A 15,603-nucleotide genomic window follows, 5' to 3' on the forward strand; every position below is an offset into this window, starting at 1 on the left:
ATTCAAACAATCGTCAACTGGAATCTACTCGACAAGCTTTATGAAAACGGTTAAAATGAAAAGAAAGGAAATCAAGGGGATTGATGACAAAGGGGGACTTTCACATGATGCTCGTCATTATTTTTGGTCTAGTCACAATTTTAGCTGCACTCGGAATCTATCGTTCACTAAAAAAAGTGAATGTACTTGCCATCGCTTTTGCTGGCGCAACATTTTTGGTTTTTGGCTGGTTTACTGTCATGACCATCATCTATAGCGGTTATCCAACTGCACATTAAAAGCCTGCTATTTGCAGGCTTTTTAAATGATTGAAAAAGAGCTAAAATGGTTTTTATTTTAGCCCTTTGTCTTCTTTTCAGCGTGATATGAAAACCTTTGCAGTCTAGAAAGGGCGAGTACCGAAGCGGAGCGAATTTGACATTCGTGAGCATCGGAGCGCAGACCTGACAAAGAATGCGAGGGTTTATCTACATGCTAGAGCAGGCTTTTTTTATTGATTCAAATGCTTATTCACGCTTTCTATTTTGCTTGTAAGCGTTGTGGTTTGATCCCGCCTGTCATCTATGCGAATATTGGTCGCTACGCGGTGCAATCCCTTTTCAAAAGGTGCTTCATGAATGCGTTGAATGACTTCAAATAAAACGGGTAGCTTACCTTCAATTAACGTATTCATTGGTGTTAATTGATAATTGATTTTCCCTTCTTTTTGAAAACCTTCTAAAATTCTTTGTACATCTGCTACATAAGCACTGACACTTGGTGTTTCAGTACCAATTGGAATGATCGTGACATCTGCTATGGCCATGTTTATTGCCCCTTTCTATTGAATTCCTCATGTTTTCTCGTCCTCATTGTAACCTATTCACAATCCATCATGCCACGCTCACGTTGCATTTAAAGAAGGTTTGTCTCGTTCTATCGTCAAATCCGACCTCTCTACCTTCCCAATGTTTGTGAATAGCAGCAGGCATATCCCTGACACAGCTTCAATGATGCCGCCAGCCGCTATAACGTAGCCTGACCCAAATTGTGTTGCCATATAGCCGCCAATGAGAGCGCCTAATGGGATCATGAAGAAGGAAATCATATTGATAATTGCATACACTTGCGGCTGATCCTCTGCTTTTACTGACAATTGAATCATTGTATGTTCAGGCACGTTGACTGCACTGATGGCGGCACCTAATGCAAAAGCTGATATAAATACAAGTGGTAAAAATGCGTTCATGCCTGTGATAAAGAACGAAATTCCGTCAACAATCCCGGCACCTATAAACAGCAGCCCATACCGGTTCACTTTTACCTTTGTCAAAACAAACCCCATCAAGAATGCACCTAGTGCCGTTGTGACTTTAATCAATGAATAGATCACGGGTCCACTATGTAAATCCTCTGTTAAATAAATAACAGACAATGCTTCCCATGGTGCGGCAGCAAAGTTCGAACAAACACAAAAAATCGCCAATGGAAACAAAATATGATGCTTTCTCACAAGTGAAAATCCTCGAATCAATCTTTTTCCGTATGATAGCCCTTTTTTGGCTTGATCGATGATGATTTCTGTTTCATATGTAATGATGACTACGAGTAAAGCGGATAAGAGATAAAGAGGAATGATCACGAGCATTGTATATCCTACTCCTACAAACGCAATCATGACCCCACAAACCGTAACCGTCACAAGCCTGACTACATGACTTGCTGATTGGATGGTTGCATTCGCTTTTTGTATGAGGTCCTCATGGACAAGCTTTGGAATAATGGATACAGAGGCCGGTTCGTAGGAGCCACCAGTTGCCGAATGAAGCAGCATACAGCCAATAACAAGTGCTAGTGGCGTAAAACCATAAAAGTAACTGATGACGATCACAAGAATGATTGCTCCTCTAGTTAAATCAGCAAAACACATCCAAAATTTCAGTTGATGCGGCTTCATCATTGGGGTAATTAGCGGCCCAACAATAGCTTGCGGAACAAAGCTAACCGCAATAAAAAAGGCTGTTCCAATTGCCCCTTTTCCGCCTAGTACTAAAAGCCACAAGATGGTGTTGAAAGATAAACTATCAGCTGTTATTTTGCACATTTTAGACATAAATAAGTAAGAGAAATTCCTTTTCCACAGACTTTGAGCACTCAATAATCGACATCTCCCTAAAAACATATCCTTTTTTTTACATCCACACCTTTCACAATAGCTCACAAGGTGGCCTTCGTCAATTACCCTATCATTATTTTTTATTGACAATAAGAAATTGCTTCATGATCAAATGTAAAAAAGCACCTGACAGGTGCTTTTTTAACACTTACATGCTTCCCATAACAACCGCTTTGTTTTCTCATAAATGGTGTCGAATTGATTCATGGAAAGAGGATTTTTTCCTAAGCCAAGCTCGACTGTATAGGCCTCATTGTGACATTGATAAATAAACCAATCGCGATAGCCTGCATAGCTATCAAGATATTGAACTGGTTTATAGCCGCTTACTTGCTCGAATCGTTTGACCGTTTCTTTTGAGATGGCTGGTTCATGACCAAGAAAGCCCCAGTATATCTCTTCTCCTTGTGTATGGAGAGCAACAAGCCGGTCAAAGCGTTTTCGTAACGCTAGATTTGCCATCGCTTTCGCTTCTGGCTCTGTTAGCGGCTGATATCCAGGAAAACCTCGATTAGACGGAGCCTTCGTCTCATGACGGTAGTATTCGATCTCCCAATAAGCAGGAAATTGATTGTTCAAATCCACCCCTCTTATATTTGCTTTCCATTCTTGGTAATCAGCATATCTTCCAAGTAGCGGTGTAAATTCTTCACTGCTGAGACCTAGTGACTCTGGACCATTCCGTACGAGGTCCACACCATCTGGATTGACCATAGGTACGATGGAGAGAGCCGTGGTTCGCAAAATATGAATCGCTTCATGATGTCTTGCTTGTACCGGATCAGATGCAGCTAAACAAAGCGATTTCATCCATTTTATTAAAACTGACGTCGTGATCCACTCATTTGCATGAAAAGAGGCATTCAAATGAATAGAATGTAAATGCTGAACAGGCTCTGTTCGGATTTCATAAATAGGTGTATCAAGCACTGAATGACCTATGACACTGATTTGAAGAAAAGGAAATGCGGCTTTCAACCGGCTTAGCTCTTCTTCTAATTGAGCACTATCATATTCAAAGGTTCCATTGATCCATTCATCCGATTGCTGCAGCCTGTAAGGCGCAATAAATTTCTGCAGCTCACCTATGGAAGAAAATGAATGGATGCCTTCCGGAAGTCGATATCCTGGTAAAAGGAGATACTCAGTGCTTATTTGATTGGATAAATGGAAAGCCGCATTCCCTATCCCTAGCTGCTTTGCCACATGATCCTTTTCCTCTTCATCCAGCTGCCATTCAATTTTCCCAAACGACGTTGTCTTCATTTACATCCCTCCTCCCATACTATATGAACTGGCAGACAAAAAAAGAAAACCTCTGCATGTAAAAATAACAGAGGTTTTCTCATATGTTAGGACGCCTTTTTCAGCTTCGTTTCATCTTCTTTTTTGGATGGAGAATGGTCCGGGCTGTTCCGGTCATAAAATCTAAGGAGATCCCCGTAGATAATCTGATCAGAGAATTGGAGCTCTTGCTTTGCCTTCTCTTCATAAGATTGACAAACAGTCTCATCATCTCTTGGCTCACCCGTTTTTTTATTGTAGCAAACACCATCTGTGAAAACACTGTCCTTCGTAATAAAGCTGCCATCACGAAGCACCGTTAAATCATTCTTATCTTTTGATAAAAGATCATGACCAAATTGAATTTGTTTACTTGTATCGACTCCTAAAAGATTGAGTATAGTTGGACGAATATCAATTTGTCCGCCTACCGTATCAATTTCTTTTGGATGTTGATCTGTGATCCCTGGAATGTGTACAACAAATGGCACTTTTTGAAGCTGTACTTCTTCAAATGGCGTAATCTCTTTATTTAAAAATTGTCCCATTGCTTCGTTATGGTTTTCTGAAATTCCATAGTGATCCCCATATAAAACAAAGATGGAGTTTTCGTACAAACCTGTTTCCTTCATTTTTTCAAAGAAAATCTTCAGCGCCTCATCTTGATATCGCACTGTCGGAAAGAACTTGTTTAACGTTTTGCTCTTAGAATCATATTCATCAATAAGTTTATCTTCTTCATCTAAATCAAATGGGAAGTGATTCGTTAATGTAATCAATCTCGTATAGAACGGCTGCGGGATCGATTTCATCAATTCCGCTGACTGTTCAAAGAATGGAACATCTTTCAAGCCCCAGCCAACTGAGTTCTCTTCATTCACATCAAATGATTTAATATCAAAAAACTTGTCGTAGCCAAAGCTATCGTAGATGAGGTCACGGTTCCAGAAACTTTTGTTATTCGCATGAATAACAGAAGAATGGTACCCTTCATCCTTTAACAGCTCAGGTGTCGCTGTATATTCATTACTTGGGTTTGTGAAGAACACAGCCCCTCTTCCAAGTGGGTAGAGAGAGTTATCAACAATAAACTCCGAGTCTGATGTTTTTCCTTGACCTGTTTGATGATAGAAATTAGTAAAGTTGTAACTTTTCTTGATTAGTTTGTTTAGAAATGGGGTAATTTCTTTCCCATTTAATTTTTCATTGACCACAAAGCTCTGAGTAGACTCAAGTGAGACAAGGATGACATTTCGTCCTTTAGCTTGACCAAACGTCTTTTCATTACGATCAGTTTGATTTGCGCTTACATAGTTTTCTATTTCCGTTAAGCTATTGCTGTCAGCAAGGGCTCGTTGAGCAGATTGCTTCGATTGCAACACGCCATCATAAATATGGAAATTATATAAGCTAATATTTTTCACCAACATCTCACGGTCAAATGAGCGGGTGAGCAGTTCCGGTCTTTCTGTTTCAGCCAAACCTAGGTTAAAGAAGAAAGTGGCTGCCACAAATAAATAATACGCTGCTCGTTCTTTTCGTGAAATGGTGATATCCGTTCTAAAGGAAGGCTGTTTTTTATAGAGCCACATTAAAATGATGATATCCACGAACATCAATAAATCGACTGGTTCAATTAAAGAGGTAATACTTGACCCGAGGTCACCCATATTGTTTGTTTGAAATAGGACGGGGATGGTTAGAAAATCACTATAGAATCGATAAAACACAATGTTAGCTAACAAAATGAATGTCAAAATAAAGCTCATGACGATGATATATCGATTGCGATTTTTTTCTTTCATAAATAAACCGATACCGAAAATAAACAAGAGAAAGCTAAGCGGGTTAATAAACAGGATAAACTCCTGCATGAAATTTTCTATTTTAATATTGAAGCTAGATTTATAGATAACATAGGTTTTGACCCACATGAGCAAAGTCGCAATCAGTAAAAATGAAATCGCCTTTAATCTTTTCTTTCGCATTGTAACCTCCTTATGCTAAGCGAGCACTCAAGCTAGGGATACACCCTAATTATTGGTGCTTCTTCAAAAATAACTAAACTATATCTTATCCTGTATGTGCTGGAAAATCAATGTCTTTTTCCTCATGACAAACTTATGAATATGCTAAACATTTCATTTCATGCCCATCTATCGCTTTTTTTAATGAAAATGACATCATGATGACTTTTTTGTTTAAGACAACCATTTGTTTTTTGCCATCCATGCACCGCCGATGACACCTGCATCGTTACCAAGTGAGGCAATCACGACTTCGACATCATCAGCGCAAGGCGGAAATGCGTGATATTTAACAACGTTCTCTACTTTACTACGAAGAAGCTCACCTGCTTTTGAAACACCGCCGCCAATCACAATTTTTGTTGGGTTTAACGCACTGGCAAGATTCGCTAAGACAAGACCAAGATGAGTCGTCACTTCTTCTACGACACGCATGGCAAGGTCATCTCCACTTTCAGCTGCCTGAAACACATCCTTTGCAGTCAGTGACGTGACTGTACCAAGTGAAGAGGTATGCTGCTCTGTGACTAATTTATCCTTTGCAAGCCGGACGATGCCAGTCGCAGATGCAATCGTTTCAATACAGCCCGTTCTTCCGCAGTTACACGGTGCTCCTTGGAATGGAACGGCACAAATATGGCCAATTTCTCCGCCAGCCCCTGTTTCACCTTGAACAACTTCACCATTTACAATAATGCCGCCGCCAACACCTGTACCAAGTGTGACCATCAGGATATTTTTTGCCCCATCGCCTGCACCCTTCCACATTTCACCGAGTGCAGCAATATTCGCATCATTTTCGATGACAGATGGAAGTCCTGTCTCTGCCTCTAGGTGATCTTTGAGTGGATAGTTTGTCCAGCCTAGATTCGTTGTTTTATAGACAATCCCAGATACTTTATCTACAGGCCCAGGTGCACCCATTCCAATCCCAATCAGTGCTGATTTGGGCATACTGATTTCGACCAATTTGCGGTCTATTGATTTGGCAATATCGACTGTGATCGTCTGCCCTGATTTATCCGTAGGAATCTCCCACTTATGCTGAATTTCACCATATAGATTAATGAACGCAAGCTTAATTGTCGTACCGCCAAGATCAACCCCTACAAACCAATCCCCTATCATATGCCCTCCACCTTCACATTGTATTTCGATTTAATTTCGCTAGTTCCATTTGAAGAATCGTCATTGCGTTTGACCATTCAGTTCGGTCAATAATGCCCGATGTATACATTTCCTTTAGTTCATCTGCCATAAATTCTAATTCCACTTCACGATCTCCGAAATACACATAATTTCCAAATCTCATGAGTAGCTGCTGTACATCATATAACGTTTTCATTGTTTCCACCATTTCTTCTCATCAACAGATAGGATAAGCGTATTCATAAATGCGCTTTCAGTCAAGTCATTCAATGTGTTTGCGTGTTTTCAATATATTGTTTCAGCTTTAAAAATTGATCATTTTTTGGATCTTGGTCTAATCCTTTTTCTATTAGATCTTCTGCTTTCGCTGTCTCCCCTTTTTCTACGTACAACAACGATAAATGATACAGTTTATTTGGATCATCTGGATCTTTTTTAAGTGACCTTTGTAAAAAGCCAATCGCTTTGTCAAGGTGTCCGAGCTGCGCTTCCGATAGTGCATATATATGGAGAGCCTCGGCTGATGCATCTTTTTGATGTACATATTCCTCTAGACGCTTACTTGCTTCGCTATAGTTCTTATCGTCAAATAGACTTGCTGCCTCATTTACTGCCGCTGCTTCCTTTTGATCGTCTGAATGAAACCCTGTATACAATCCAAAACCACCAATCAGCAGTAGTACAATACTAGCAAGAAACATCTTGACAGGCTGCACCTGTTTAGGGAGACGGACAGCTAAAGCAGCTAAAAAACCGCCAACCAGACCGCCAAGGTGCCCCGCGTTATCAATACCTGATACGGTAAAGCCGATTCCTAAATTGATGAGGATAATCACAATAATATTTGTCCCCATCGTCCGAAAGAAGAGCTTGCGGTTAGAGATTGCCAAATATAATAGTGCACCTAAGCATCCAAAAATTGCACCTGATGCACCGGCTGCAATGGCGGTATTAAAGACAAAACTCGCGATTGAACCGAAAATGCCGGAAATGAAATAGATGAGCAAAAATCGCCATGAGCCATAAATTCTCTCCACAGCCGCTCCTACAGACCAAAGAGCAAATGTATTAAAGAGTAAGTGCGTCAAGCCAATGTGCAAAAACATTGGTGTCATCAGGCGCCACCATTCTCCCTCTAAGATCAGCCCATTATTTTTAGCACCAAACGCTGTTAAAGTTGCCGTATTGGTACTTCCGCCAAATAGTTCAAGTAAAAGAAACATCACCACTTGAACAGCGATGAGCAGGTAGGTGAAAATCGGTCTGCCATTTTGAAAAACGGCCCGTTCTCGTTCACGCTGCTTTTCCTGATCATCAAATGCTTGAAGTACGTTCACTTTAAGCTGGATGACATCTTCGGCTGCGTCTCTTTTTGCCTCTTCTACATCCACTTTCAGCGATGTATTGAGCCATTTTTGCAGCTCGTTCACGTCGTGTTGAAGAGTATCTGCATTCAGTAATACAGGTGTAACGGTCACCTTTTGATGTTTTTGCGGCTGACCGTTTAGGTCCTCCCAATCATCTACAGGGTGGTCAGCTGTAAATTGGAGCTGTAAGAGATGAAGAGATCGTTTACGCATGGCCTCTCTCAGTTGATTCATCCGATACGTCTGCTCTTCAATATCTCGAACGATCTCCTGTCTAAAATTCACATCTTTTCTATATAGACGGATAAGATCATATCCTGAGTTTCGTGGTGCTTCGAAAAATATTTCATCTTCTGGATACGGACTTTGAACCATCTCGTACCCTTTTTGTCTTAATTCATCAACAACTCGCCAAAATAAACTATCTATGACATTCATTCATTCGCGCTCCATTTTTTACATTATTATAACAAGAATCGTTCTAATCCGCATTTCTGAACAAAAAAATCCCGGCATCTGCGGGATTAGAATGCTTGGCGAATAAATTTCGTCCGAAAATATGGGATTTTCATCAGCCACTTAATAAAAAAGTGACGCACTTGGTTTTGACCTAAAATCAAATTCATGAGCCGATAACGATTTTGCACGAGAACGAATGCAAACAATGTGAAAACAATGCTCCAAATCATTTTATTCATCATATTCCCTCCTATGTTCGTATCGTGGCTTAAATAGGATTTGTTTATGCATGAACCATCATTTTTATCGCTGACAATGCTTTCTGCTTTTACAATCTAATCCCTCGTTCTTTTGATTGAATGTAATAGACCTCTTCACACTCTGATGATGGTCGATTAAATCCTTGAACGTATGAGGCAGCTTACAATTTCGATGAAACACAAAAAAGCCCGTTCTTTGGACAATGAGCGGACTTTTACCTTTGATAGAACGTGCCTTTTTCACTGACCATCATAGATACCGGTATGTCGTGTGCTTCTGAGGGCACATGCTTGATTTGCTGTAAAGACAAACAGAGGGCAATCGTTACTCCGTGATAGTCCGCTAAGTAGCGATCATAATAGCCGCCACCAAATCCAATCCGGTAACCACGTTGATCGAAGCACACCCCAGGGACAATGATCAAATCGATGGCTTCTTTATGTACAACTGTAGACTCAAGAGGATCGGGCTCCAATAGTCCAAAGTAGCTGGATGTCATCTTTGTTGCGGGTGTATATTCATAAAAGGTCATCTCTTTTGTTTTCGGAAAGCAGGTAGGGATACATACTGTTTTTCCTTCTTCCCACGCTTTTTTAATCAGAGGCAATGTCGGAATCTCTTTTCCTCTAGACATTGTCAAAGCAATCGTTTTTGCCTGTTTCCATGCTGGCAGCTGCAATAAGTGCTCATGAAGTAAAGCGGTACTGCGCTCAAATTCTTCAGCGCTTATCTGATCAAGCTTGGCTAATGTTTGAAGGCGAAGCTCCTTTTTCATACAGATCATCTCCCATCATAAAAAAACAGCAGGAAAATTCCCTGCTGCTTACTTTGTTTCACGATGTACAGTTTGTTTTTTATCACGTGAGCAATACTTTTTGAATTCAACGCGATCTGGATTGTTTCGCTTATTCTTTTTAGTAATATAGTTACGCTCACCGCATTCAGTGCAAGCTAGAGTAATATTTACGCGCATATTTTTCCCTCCAAACTAAAATCAATTCACATTCAGACCTAACTATAATACCACTTCTAGCTTAGGAATGCTAGAATGTTTTTTCACCAATTTCATTTTGAGTGCATTCACTGATATATCGCATGGTTATGTCATGAAAAATCATCTTCTCCCCTATAAAACCTGACCCTTTGTCGTACTGTATACATGAGACCCCTCTTCCCCCGCCGCTTTCATTTATTTTGACAGCGAAGCATGGTTTTCATACCCGTTTTACATATAAAAAGAAAAAAGATGAAAAAAAGGTGATTTTCTTCAGCAATTCCTTTTGAAACTAGCTTTTTTATGGTATAAAAAAGAAGGGTCGAAAACTGTCTGAAACAATATTGAAAGCCTTTTATGGCTTTCAGCATTAAAATATGAATAAAAGGTGATGAAACATGGAAATTGCAATTATCGGATTGCTTGTTGTCAGTATTGTACTGATCGCATTCTCATATTTTCAAAGAGAGCCGATTAAAGAAGTCGAGCAGGAACTTGAAACACTTCAACTATCTGCAATGCAAGAAATCTATAAACTGAAAAAGAAAATGAAAGTGCTTGAAGAAGAATTACTTGAAACAAACATCGTCGTTCGCAAACATTCTGAAATTGATCCTTCCATTGCAAGACAGATCATTTCAAAGCATCAAAATGGCATGTCTCCTGAAGCCATTGCGCGCGCTGAGCATGTATCTGTAGAAGATGTCAATATGATCATTAAAGACAACGAGAGGGTGCTTGTATGACGAAAAAAAGCATCCAAACGTTTGCAGCAGGTATGATTCTTGCAACTGGGGTTCTGGCGATCGTTTTTTTCCTCACTGGAAAAGACGAGGCAGCAGCTGATACAACAACAAAAGAAACCCTCGCACAGAAAGTAACAGACAAAGACGTGAAAAACTATTTAGACTCCAAAAAAGAAGTCACTGTCAGCCGCGAAACGTACCAACAGCTTCTTGACTATAAGGAAAAAGCGCTGAAGGCAAATGAAGACGGCGATTCTAAGAATGATCAACAAAAAGAGGACAAGCCTAAAGGCAAATCAATCAAATTTGTGATTAAAAACGGTATGAGTACAAGTGATGTTTCAGACATGCTTGAAAAGGACGGCATCATCAACTCGTCTAAAGATTTCAATGATTACGTGATTGACGCCGGTTACCATAAAGAAATTCGTGCAGGCAAATTCAATTTAAAAACAGGAATGACGTTTAAACAGATCGTCAAAGCCTTAACAAAATAACAACAAAACCCCCTGGCGGCACTGACCTCCAGGGGGTTTTTCTTATCCAAATCGACCAGATATATAATCATTCGTTCTTTGATCGTTTGGCTCAGAAAACATCACATTTGTATCATTGACTTCAACAAGCTCCCCCATTAAGAAGAATGCCGTTCGGTCTGATACCCGAGCCGCTTGCTGCATGTTATGCGTCACAATGGCAATCGTATATTTCTCTTTCAATTTCATAATCAATTCTTCAATCTTTAATGTCGAAACAGGATCAAGTGCTGATGTTGGTTCATCCATTAATAAGATGTCTGGGCTTGTAGCAATGGCTCTTGCGATACAAAGACGCTGCTGCTGACCACCAGAAAGGCCAAGAGCGGGAGCACTTAATCGATCTTTCACTTCATCCCATAGGGCAACATCTCGAAGCGCTTTTTCCGCGATTTCTTTCAATTGCTGCTTGCTCTTAACTCCATGAATTCTTGGTCCGTATACGACATTATCAAAAATTGACTGAGGGAATGGATTCCCTTTTTGAAACACCATACCGACATTTTTACGCAGCTCGACTAAATCGACACGACCTTTTAAAATGTTGTCATCTTTATACATCATATCCCCGGTGATTTTCACACCTGGCACTGTTTTGACCATAAGATTTAACGTTTTAATAAACGTTGACTTTCCGCAGCCAGACGGGCCGATAATCGCTGTGACTTCATGCTCTCTAATCGCTAAGTCAATATGCTTCAATGCATGATGCTGTCCATACCAAAGGTTCATATCATTCACACGAAACACTTCTTTTTTTGCTGTTTCAGTTGCTACTGCATTCATCAAATCCACCCGCCTTATCCAAATCGACCATTGATATAGTCTTCTGTTTTTTGCTGCGCAGGACGTGTAAAGATACGTTCTGTGGCATCATATTCTACTAGATCTCCGTTTAAGAAAAAGGCCGTACGATCAGATACACGGAGCGCTTGCTGCATGTTGTGTGTCACAATGACGATTGAATAATCATTTTTCAATTCACCTAATAGCTCTTCAATTTTCGCATTTGAGATAGGGTCTAGGGCAGAAGCTGGTTCATCTAATAGCAAAACACTTGGTTTCATCGCAAGTGTACGTGCAATACAAAGGCGCTGCTGCTGACCGCCTGACAATGACAAAGCGGATCGGTGCAAACGGTCTTTGACCTCATCCCACAACGCCGCCTTTGTTAAGCTTTCTTCAACCGCATCATCAAGCACAGATTTTCTTTTTTCCCCAGCATACTTTAACGCATGGGTGATGTTATTGTAGATCGATTTAGGAAAAGGATTTGGTTTTTGGAAGACCATCCCGATTTCTCTTCTTAAATTCACGACATTAATACGGTCATCCAAAATATTTAATCCTTCGTACATGATCGCCCCTTCACTTTTCGCACCTGGAATTAAATCGTTCATCCGGTTAATGCTACGTAAAAAGGTAGACTTCCCGCAGCCGGATGGGCCGATTAATGCGGTGATCGCATTCTTCTCAATCTCGAATGAAATGTGATTGACCGCTCTTTTCTCACCATAATAAATGCTTAAATCCTGCACATGTAAAATCTGTTCCGCTTGAAGTGGAGCCTTTTTCGCTGCAATCTCTTTTTTTTCTGCTAGCATTTGAACCATATCCCCTTCACACCTCTCTCACATTATTTTGACGTAAGCTTTTTATGAATAAATGAACCAAGCCATCTAGCTGCTAAGTTGAACAATAAGACTGAAAGCACAAGTACAGCTGATGCACCATTTGCAATGGCCTCTGCATCTGGAATGATTCCTTGTGTATTGACGTTCCATATATGAACGGCTAATGTTTCTGCCGGTCTAAATACATTCAGCGGTGACGTATCAGAAAAAGGACTCCAGTTTGTGAAATCAAGGCGCGGTGTAGAGAGACCTGCTGTAAAAAGAAGGGCTGCCGCCTCACCAAAGACTCTTCCTGATGCTAAAATCGCACCCGTGATAATAGATGGAAGCGCACCTGGAATAAGGACTGTTTTGACTGTGTGCCACTTCGTTACACCAAGCGCAAGAGATGCTTCCTTTTGATCCTTCGGTACTGAGCGCAGCGCATCTTCTGTGACCCTGACCATCACCGGCAGGTTAAACACAGTGAGTGCAAGAGCTCCCCCAATGATCGTATAGCCCCAGCCTGTTAAATTCACAAACATGAGTAAACCAAACATACCAATGACGATAGATGGAAGCGAAGACAGCACTTCAATACATGTACGAATAAAATCTGTGACTTTGTTTTGAGGCGCGTACTCTGCCATATACACGCCACCGCCGACGCCAAGCGGTACTGTGATCAGCATCGTAATAAACAAAATATAAAACGAGTTAAAGAGCTGATCCCTGATACCGCCGCCAGAGCCAATCGCACTTGAGCGGGTTGTTAAAAAGTCGAAATTTAATTCTTTTGCACCGTTGAAAATGATATAAGAAAACAAACCAACGAGAATCGCCGTAATAATGGCTGCACATAATCCAAATATAAATGTGGCAAAACGATCGGTCATTTTGCTATTCATTAAATCTTCCTCCTAGACGACAAGTATCTGATAATGAGTATGAACATAAATGATACAACTAGAAGGACAAGCCCCATTGACCAAAGTGTATTATTCTCAACACTTCCATACGTTGTGTGACCCATGTTTAACGTAATAATGGTTGTTAATGTACCAGCTGTATCCATAATGCTCTCTGGTAAATTACGCGTGTTTCCAATGACCATCTGTACAGCAAGGGCTTCGCCGAATGCTCTAGCCATGCCAAGAACGACCGCTGTCATTAATGTTGGCAGAGCTGCTGGTACAAGCACACGTCTAATCGTTTGCCATCTTGTTGCACCTAATGCGTACGATCCCTCACGTAAACTTTTTGGTAGTGAACCCATTGCATCAGTCGCAATAGATGTAACGGTTGGCAGAATCATAATAGAGAGGACAATCGTTCCTGCTAGCACGCTATGCCCTGACCCGCTTGACTTGAAGTGACCGATAAACGGCACTAATACTGTAAGACCTATGAATCCGTAAACAACGGATGGAATCCCTACAAGCAATTCGATGACTGGCTGGAGGATTTTACGTCCCCAAGCAGGTGCAATTTCTGTCATAAAGATTGCGCCTGCAATGCCTAGTGGCGCTGCAATAAGTGCCGATAGGAGCGTGACGGCAATTGATCCGAAAATAAAAGGAAATGCGCCGTACTGCGGGTTTTCTGCTGTTGGGTTCCAATTGATACTGGTTAAGAACTCAATTGGGCTTACACCATTTACGATGAAAGATTGTAAACCCTTAATACCAAGGAAGATGGTGATGGCGATCGATACAGCAATCATTAAGAATGCGCAGAATCTCACCAAAATACTTCCTCTTACTTCATCCATTTGCCTATTTTTCTTCGAGCGAATCAGTCGATCGCTCGCTTCTGTATGTTCTATCTGCTTCATCTTTTTCTACACTCCTATGAATGTCATAAAAGGAAAAGTGAAAAGCTCCACTTTTCCTTCATCAGCAATTCAAGACCTATTACTTATCTGTTTGTTTGCCTGTTGCGTCTCTTTCTACTTTCATATTAGAAACTGAGATGTAGCCTTGATCTTTGACGATTTCTTTTTGTACTTCATCACTCATGAGGTAATCTAAGAATTGTTTTGCTAGACCATCCGGCTCACCTTTTGTATAAGAATGCTCGTAAGCCCAAATTGTATATTTACCGCTTTCTACATTGCTTTCTTCCGGTTTCACACCATCAATGCTAAGCGGTGTAATTTTGTCATCTGTTAAATAAGAGAATGCTAGGTATCCAATCGCACCTGGTGTTTCTGCAATCAATTTTTTCACTGTGTTTGAAGAATCTTCTGTGATTCCTTCTGCAGGTGTTGCACCATCAAGTGCATACTTCACAAATGTTGCACGAGTTCCTGAAGAGTCAGGTCTGTTCACAAGAGTGATTTTTTGGTCTTTCCCGCCAAGCTCTTTCCAGTTTTTGATTTTACCAGTGAAGATTTTTTTCAATTCGTCCTTTGAGATGTCTTTGACACCCACTTCAGGGTTTACAGCTGCAGCCATTCCAACAACTGCTACTTTGTGGTCTGTTAAAGCTTTTGCGTCGATCCCGTCTTTCTCTTCTGCGAATACATCTGAGTTACCAATTTGTACAGATCCTTCTGACACTTGAGAAAGCCCTGTTCCTGAACCGCCGGCTTGTACTTGAATATCGGCTTTTGGATGTTTATCCATGAATTTTTCTGCTGCCGCAAGAACTAAAGGCTGCATCGCAGATGATCCTGAGATGGTAATGGAACCTGATGCCTCATCTTTGTTTGAAGCATTTCCTTTACTGTCTTTTGAATCTCCGCTTGAGCTGCTGTTTCCGCATGCTGTAACGAATGCTAACAATGCGATTGTAAGGAAAGTAAGCAGCCATAATTTGTTCTTTTTCATTTCAAGAATACCCCCTGAATAATTTGTCCTACGAGTTATACATTAAAGGTTCTTTATTAATTTCGTTTAAATGGAATGTTAAGGTTTTGTAAATGTCGAAGTTTTGTAGAGATCTTGCGATGTTTTTTATGTATTTTGTCAATTTATCTCGGAATTTTTGAAGAAAACGTAAAAAAACGCC

18 protein-coding genes are annotated in these 15,603 nt (G+C 40.6%); 3 read left to right on the forward strand and 15 right to left on the reverse strand.

The window, feature by feature from the left end; genetic code table 11:
• The first annotated feature begins 104 nt into the window (after positions 1-104).
• Entirely contained in the window at positions 105-278 is a 174-nt protein-coding gene (locus NKR21_RS12410; RefSeq protein ID WP_003217333.1) for a DUF2759 domain-containing protein, read from the forward strand.
• A 212-nt stretch (positions 279-490) separates the two neighbouring features.
• Here NKR21_RS12410 and NKR21_RS12415 read toward each other — a convergent pair whose 3' ends face one another.
• From NKR21_RS12415 to rpmG, 10 genes are all read right to left on the reverse strand, one after another.
• Positions 491-805, reverse strand: a complete 315-nt coding sequence (locus NKR21_RS12415; protein WP_144457675.1) for an MTH1187 family thiamine-binding protein — start codon at positions 803-805, stop codon at positions 491-493.
• Positions 806-883: 78 nt separating this feature from the next.
• Positions 884-2,137: an MFS transporter gene (locus NKR21_RS12420; protein ID WP_144457673.1), complete on the reverse strand. Its 1,254-nt coding sequence runs from the start codon at positions 2,135-2,137 to the stop codon at positions 884-886.
• Between the two features lie 159 nt (positions 2,138-2,296).
• On the reverse strand, positions 2,297-3,421 hold the full coding sequence (locus tag NKR21_RS12425; protein WP_144457671.1) for a M14 family metallopeptidase: 1,125 nt from the start codon (positions 3,419-3,421) through the stop codon (positions 2,297-2,299).
• Between the two features lie 86 nt (positions 3,422-3,507).
• A complete protein-coding gene (locus NKR21_RS12430; protein WP_144457669.1) occupies positions 3,508-5,427 on the reverse strand; it encodes an LTA synthase family protein in 1,920 nt (639 codons plus the stop codon).
• A 213-nt stretch (positions 5,428-5,640) separates the two neighbouring features.
• Positions 5,641-6,594, reverse strand: a complete 954-nt coding sequence (locus tag NKR21_RS12435; RefSeq protein WP_144457667.1) for an ROK family glucokinase — start codon at positions 6,592-6,594, stop codon at positions 5,641-5,643.
• A gap of 13 nt (positions 6,595-6,607) precedes the next feature.
• Entirely contained in the window at positions 6,608-6,811 is a 204-nt protein-coding gene (locus NKR21_RS12440; protein ID WP_144457665.1) for a YqgQ family protein, read from the reverse strand.
• 70 nt (positions 6,812-6,881) lie between these two features.
• Complete coding sequence (locus NKR21_RS12445; protein WP_144457663.1) at positions 6,882-8,420, reverse strand: rhomboid family intramembrane serine protease; 1,539 nt, start codon at positions 8,418-8,420, stop codon at positions 6,882-6,884.
• A gap of 86 nt (positions 8,421-8,506) precedes the next feature.
• The gene (locus tag NKR21_RS12450) at positions 8,507-8,680 is read right to left on the reverse strand and encodes a hypothetical protein (RefSeq protein ID WP_017367602.1); all 174 of its coding nucleotides are present in this window, start codon (positions 8,678-8,680) and stop codon (positions 8,507-8,509) included.
• Positions 8,681-8,916: 236 nt separating this feature from the next.
• Complete coding sequence (locus tag NKR21_RS12455; protein WP_088000378.1) at positions 8,917-9,477, reverse strand: 5-formyltetrahydrofolate cyclo-ligase; 561 nt, start codon at positions 9,475-9,477, stop codon at positions 8,917-8,919.
• A 48-nt stretch (positions 9,478-9,525) separates the two neighbouring features.
• Positions 9,526-9,675 carry a 50S ribosomal protein L33 gene (gene rpmG, locus NKR21_RS12460; RefSeq protein WP_012010579.1) on the reverse strand — a complete coding sequence of 50 codons (150 nt, stop codon included), beginning with the start codon at positions 9,673-9,675 and terminating at the stop codon, positions 9,526-9,528.
• Positions 9,676-10,094: 419 nt separating this feature from the next.
• On the opposite strand from rpmG, the gene NKR21_RS12465 reads away from it, so the two are divergent.
• Entirely contained in the window at positions 10,095-10,442 is a 348-nt protein-coding gene (locus tag NKR21_RS12465; protein WP_003217285.1) for a hypothetical protein, read from the forward strand.
• On the forward strand, positions 10,439-10,939 hold the full coding sequence (locus NKR21_RS12470) for an endolytic transglycosylase MltG (protein WP_144457661.1): 501 nt from the start codon (positions 10,439-10,441) through the stop codon (positions 10,937-10,939). The genes NKR21_RS12465 and NKR21_RS12470 overlap by 4 nt, the downstream gene beginning before the upstream one ends.
• Before the next feature lie 42 nt (positions 10,940-10,981).
• Here the strand turns inward: NKR21_RS12470 and pstB (NKR21_RS12475) are convergent, their stop codons facing one another.
• The 5 genes from pstB (NKR21_RS12475) to NKR21_RS12495 form a co-directional block, all read right to left on the reverse strand.
• Positions 10,982-11,764 (reverse strand): phosphate ABC transporter ATP-binding protein PstB, encoded by a 783-nt coding sequence (gene pstB, locus NKR21_RS12475; RefSeq protein WP_034661307.1) that lies wholly within the window; start codon positions 11,762-11,764, stop codon positions 10,982-10,984.
• 14 nt (positions 11,765-11,778) lie between these two features.
• Entirely contained in the window at positions 11,779-12,591 is an 813-nt protein-coding gene (pstB, locus tag NKR21_RS12480; protein WP_012010582.1) for a phosphate ABC transporter ATP-binding protein PstB, read from the reverse strand.
• 23 nt (positions 12,592-12,614) lie between these two features.
• On the reverse strand, positions 12,615-13,499 hold the full coding sequence (gene pstA / locus NKR21_RS12485) for a phosphate ABC transporter permease PstA (protein WP_003217489.1): 885 nt from the start codon (positions 13,497-13,499) through the stop codon (positions 12,615-12,617).
• On the reverse strand, positions 13,499-14,425 hold the full coding sequence (pstC, locus tag NKR21_RS12490) for a phosphate ABC transporter permease subunit PstC (RefSeq protein WP_012010583.1): 927 nt from the start codon (positions 14,423-14,425) through the stop codon (positions 13,499-13,501). Before pstC ends, pstA begins: the two co-directional genes overlap by 1 nt.
• A gap of 79 nt (positions 14,426-14,504) precedes the next feature.
• Entirely contained in the window at positions 14,505-15,422 is a 918-nt protein-coding gene (locus NKR21_RS12495; protein WP_012010584.1) for a phosphate ABC transporter substrate-binding protein, read from the reverse strand.
• Positions 15,423-15,603: the final 181 nt, after the last annotated feature.

It is taken from the genome of Bacillus sp. 1735sda2, from assembly GCF_024159245.1.
GTDB classification, from domain to species: Bacteria; Bacillota; Bacilli; order Bacillales; family Bacillaceae; genus Bacillus; species Bacillus pumilus_O.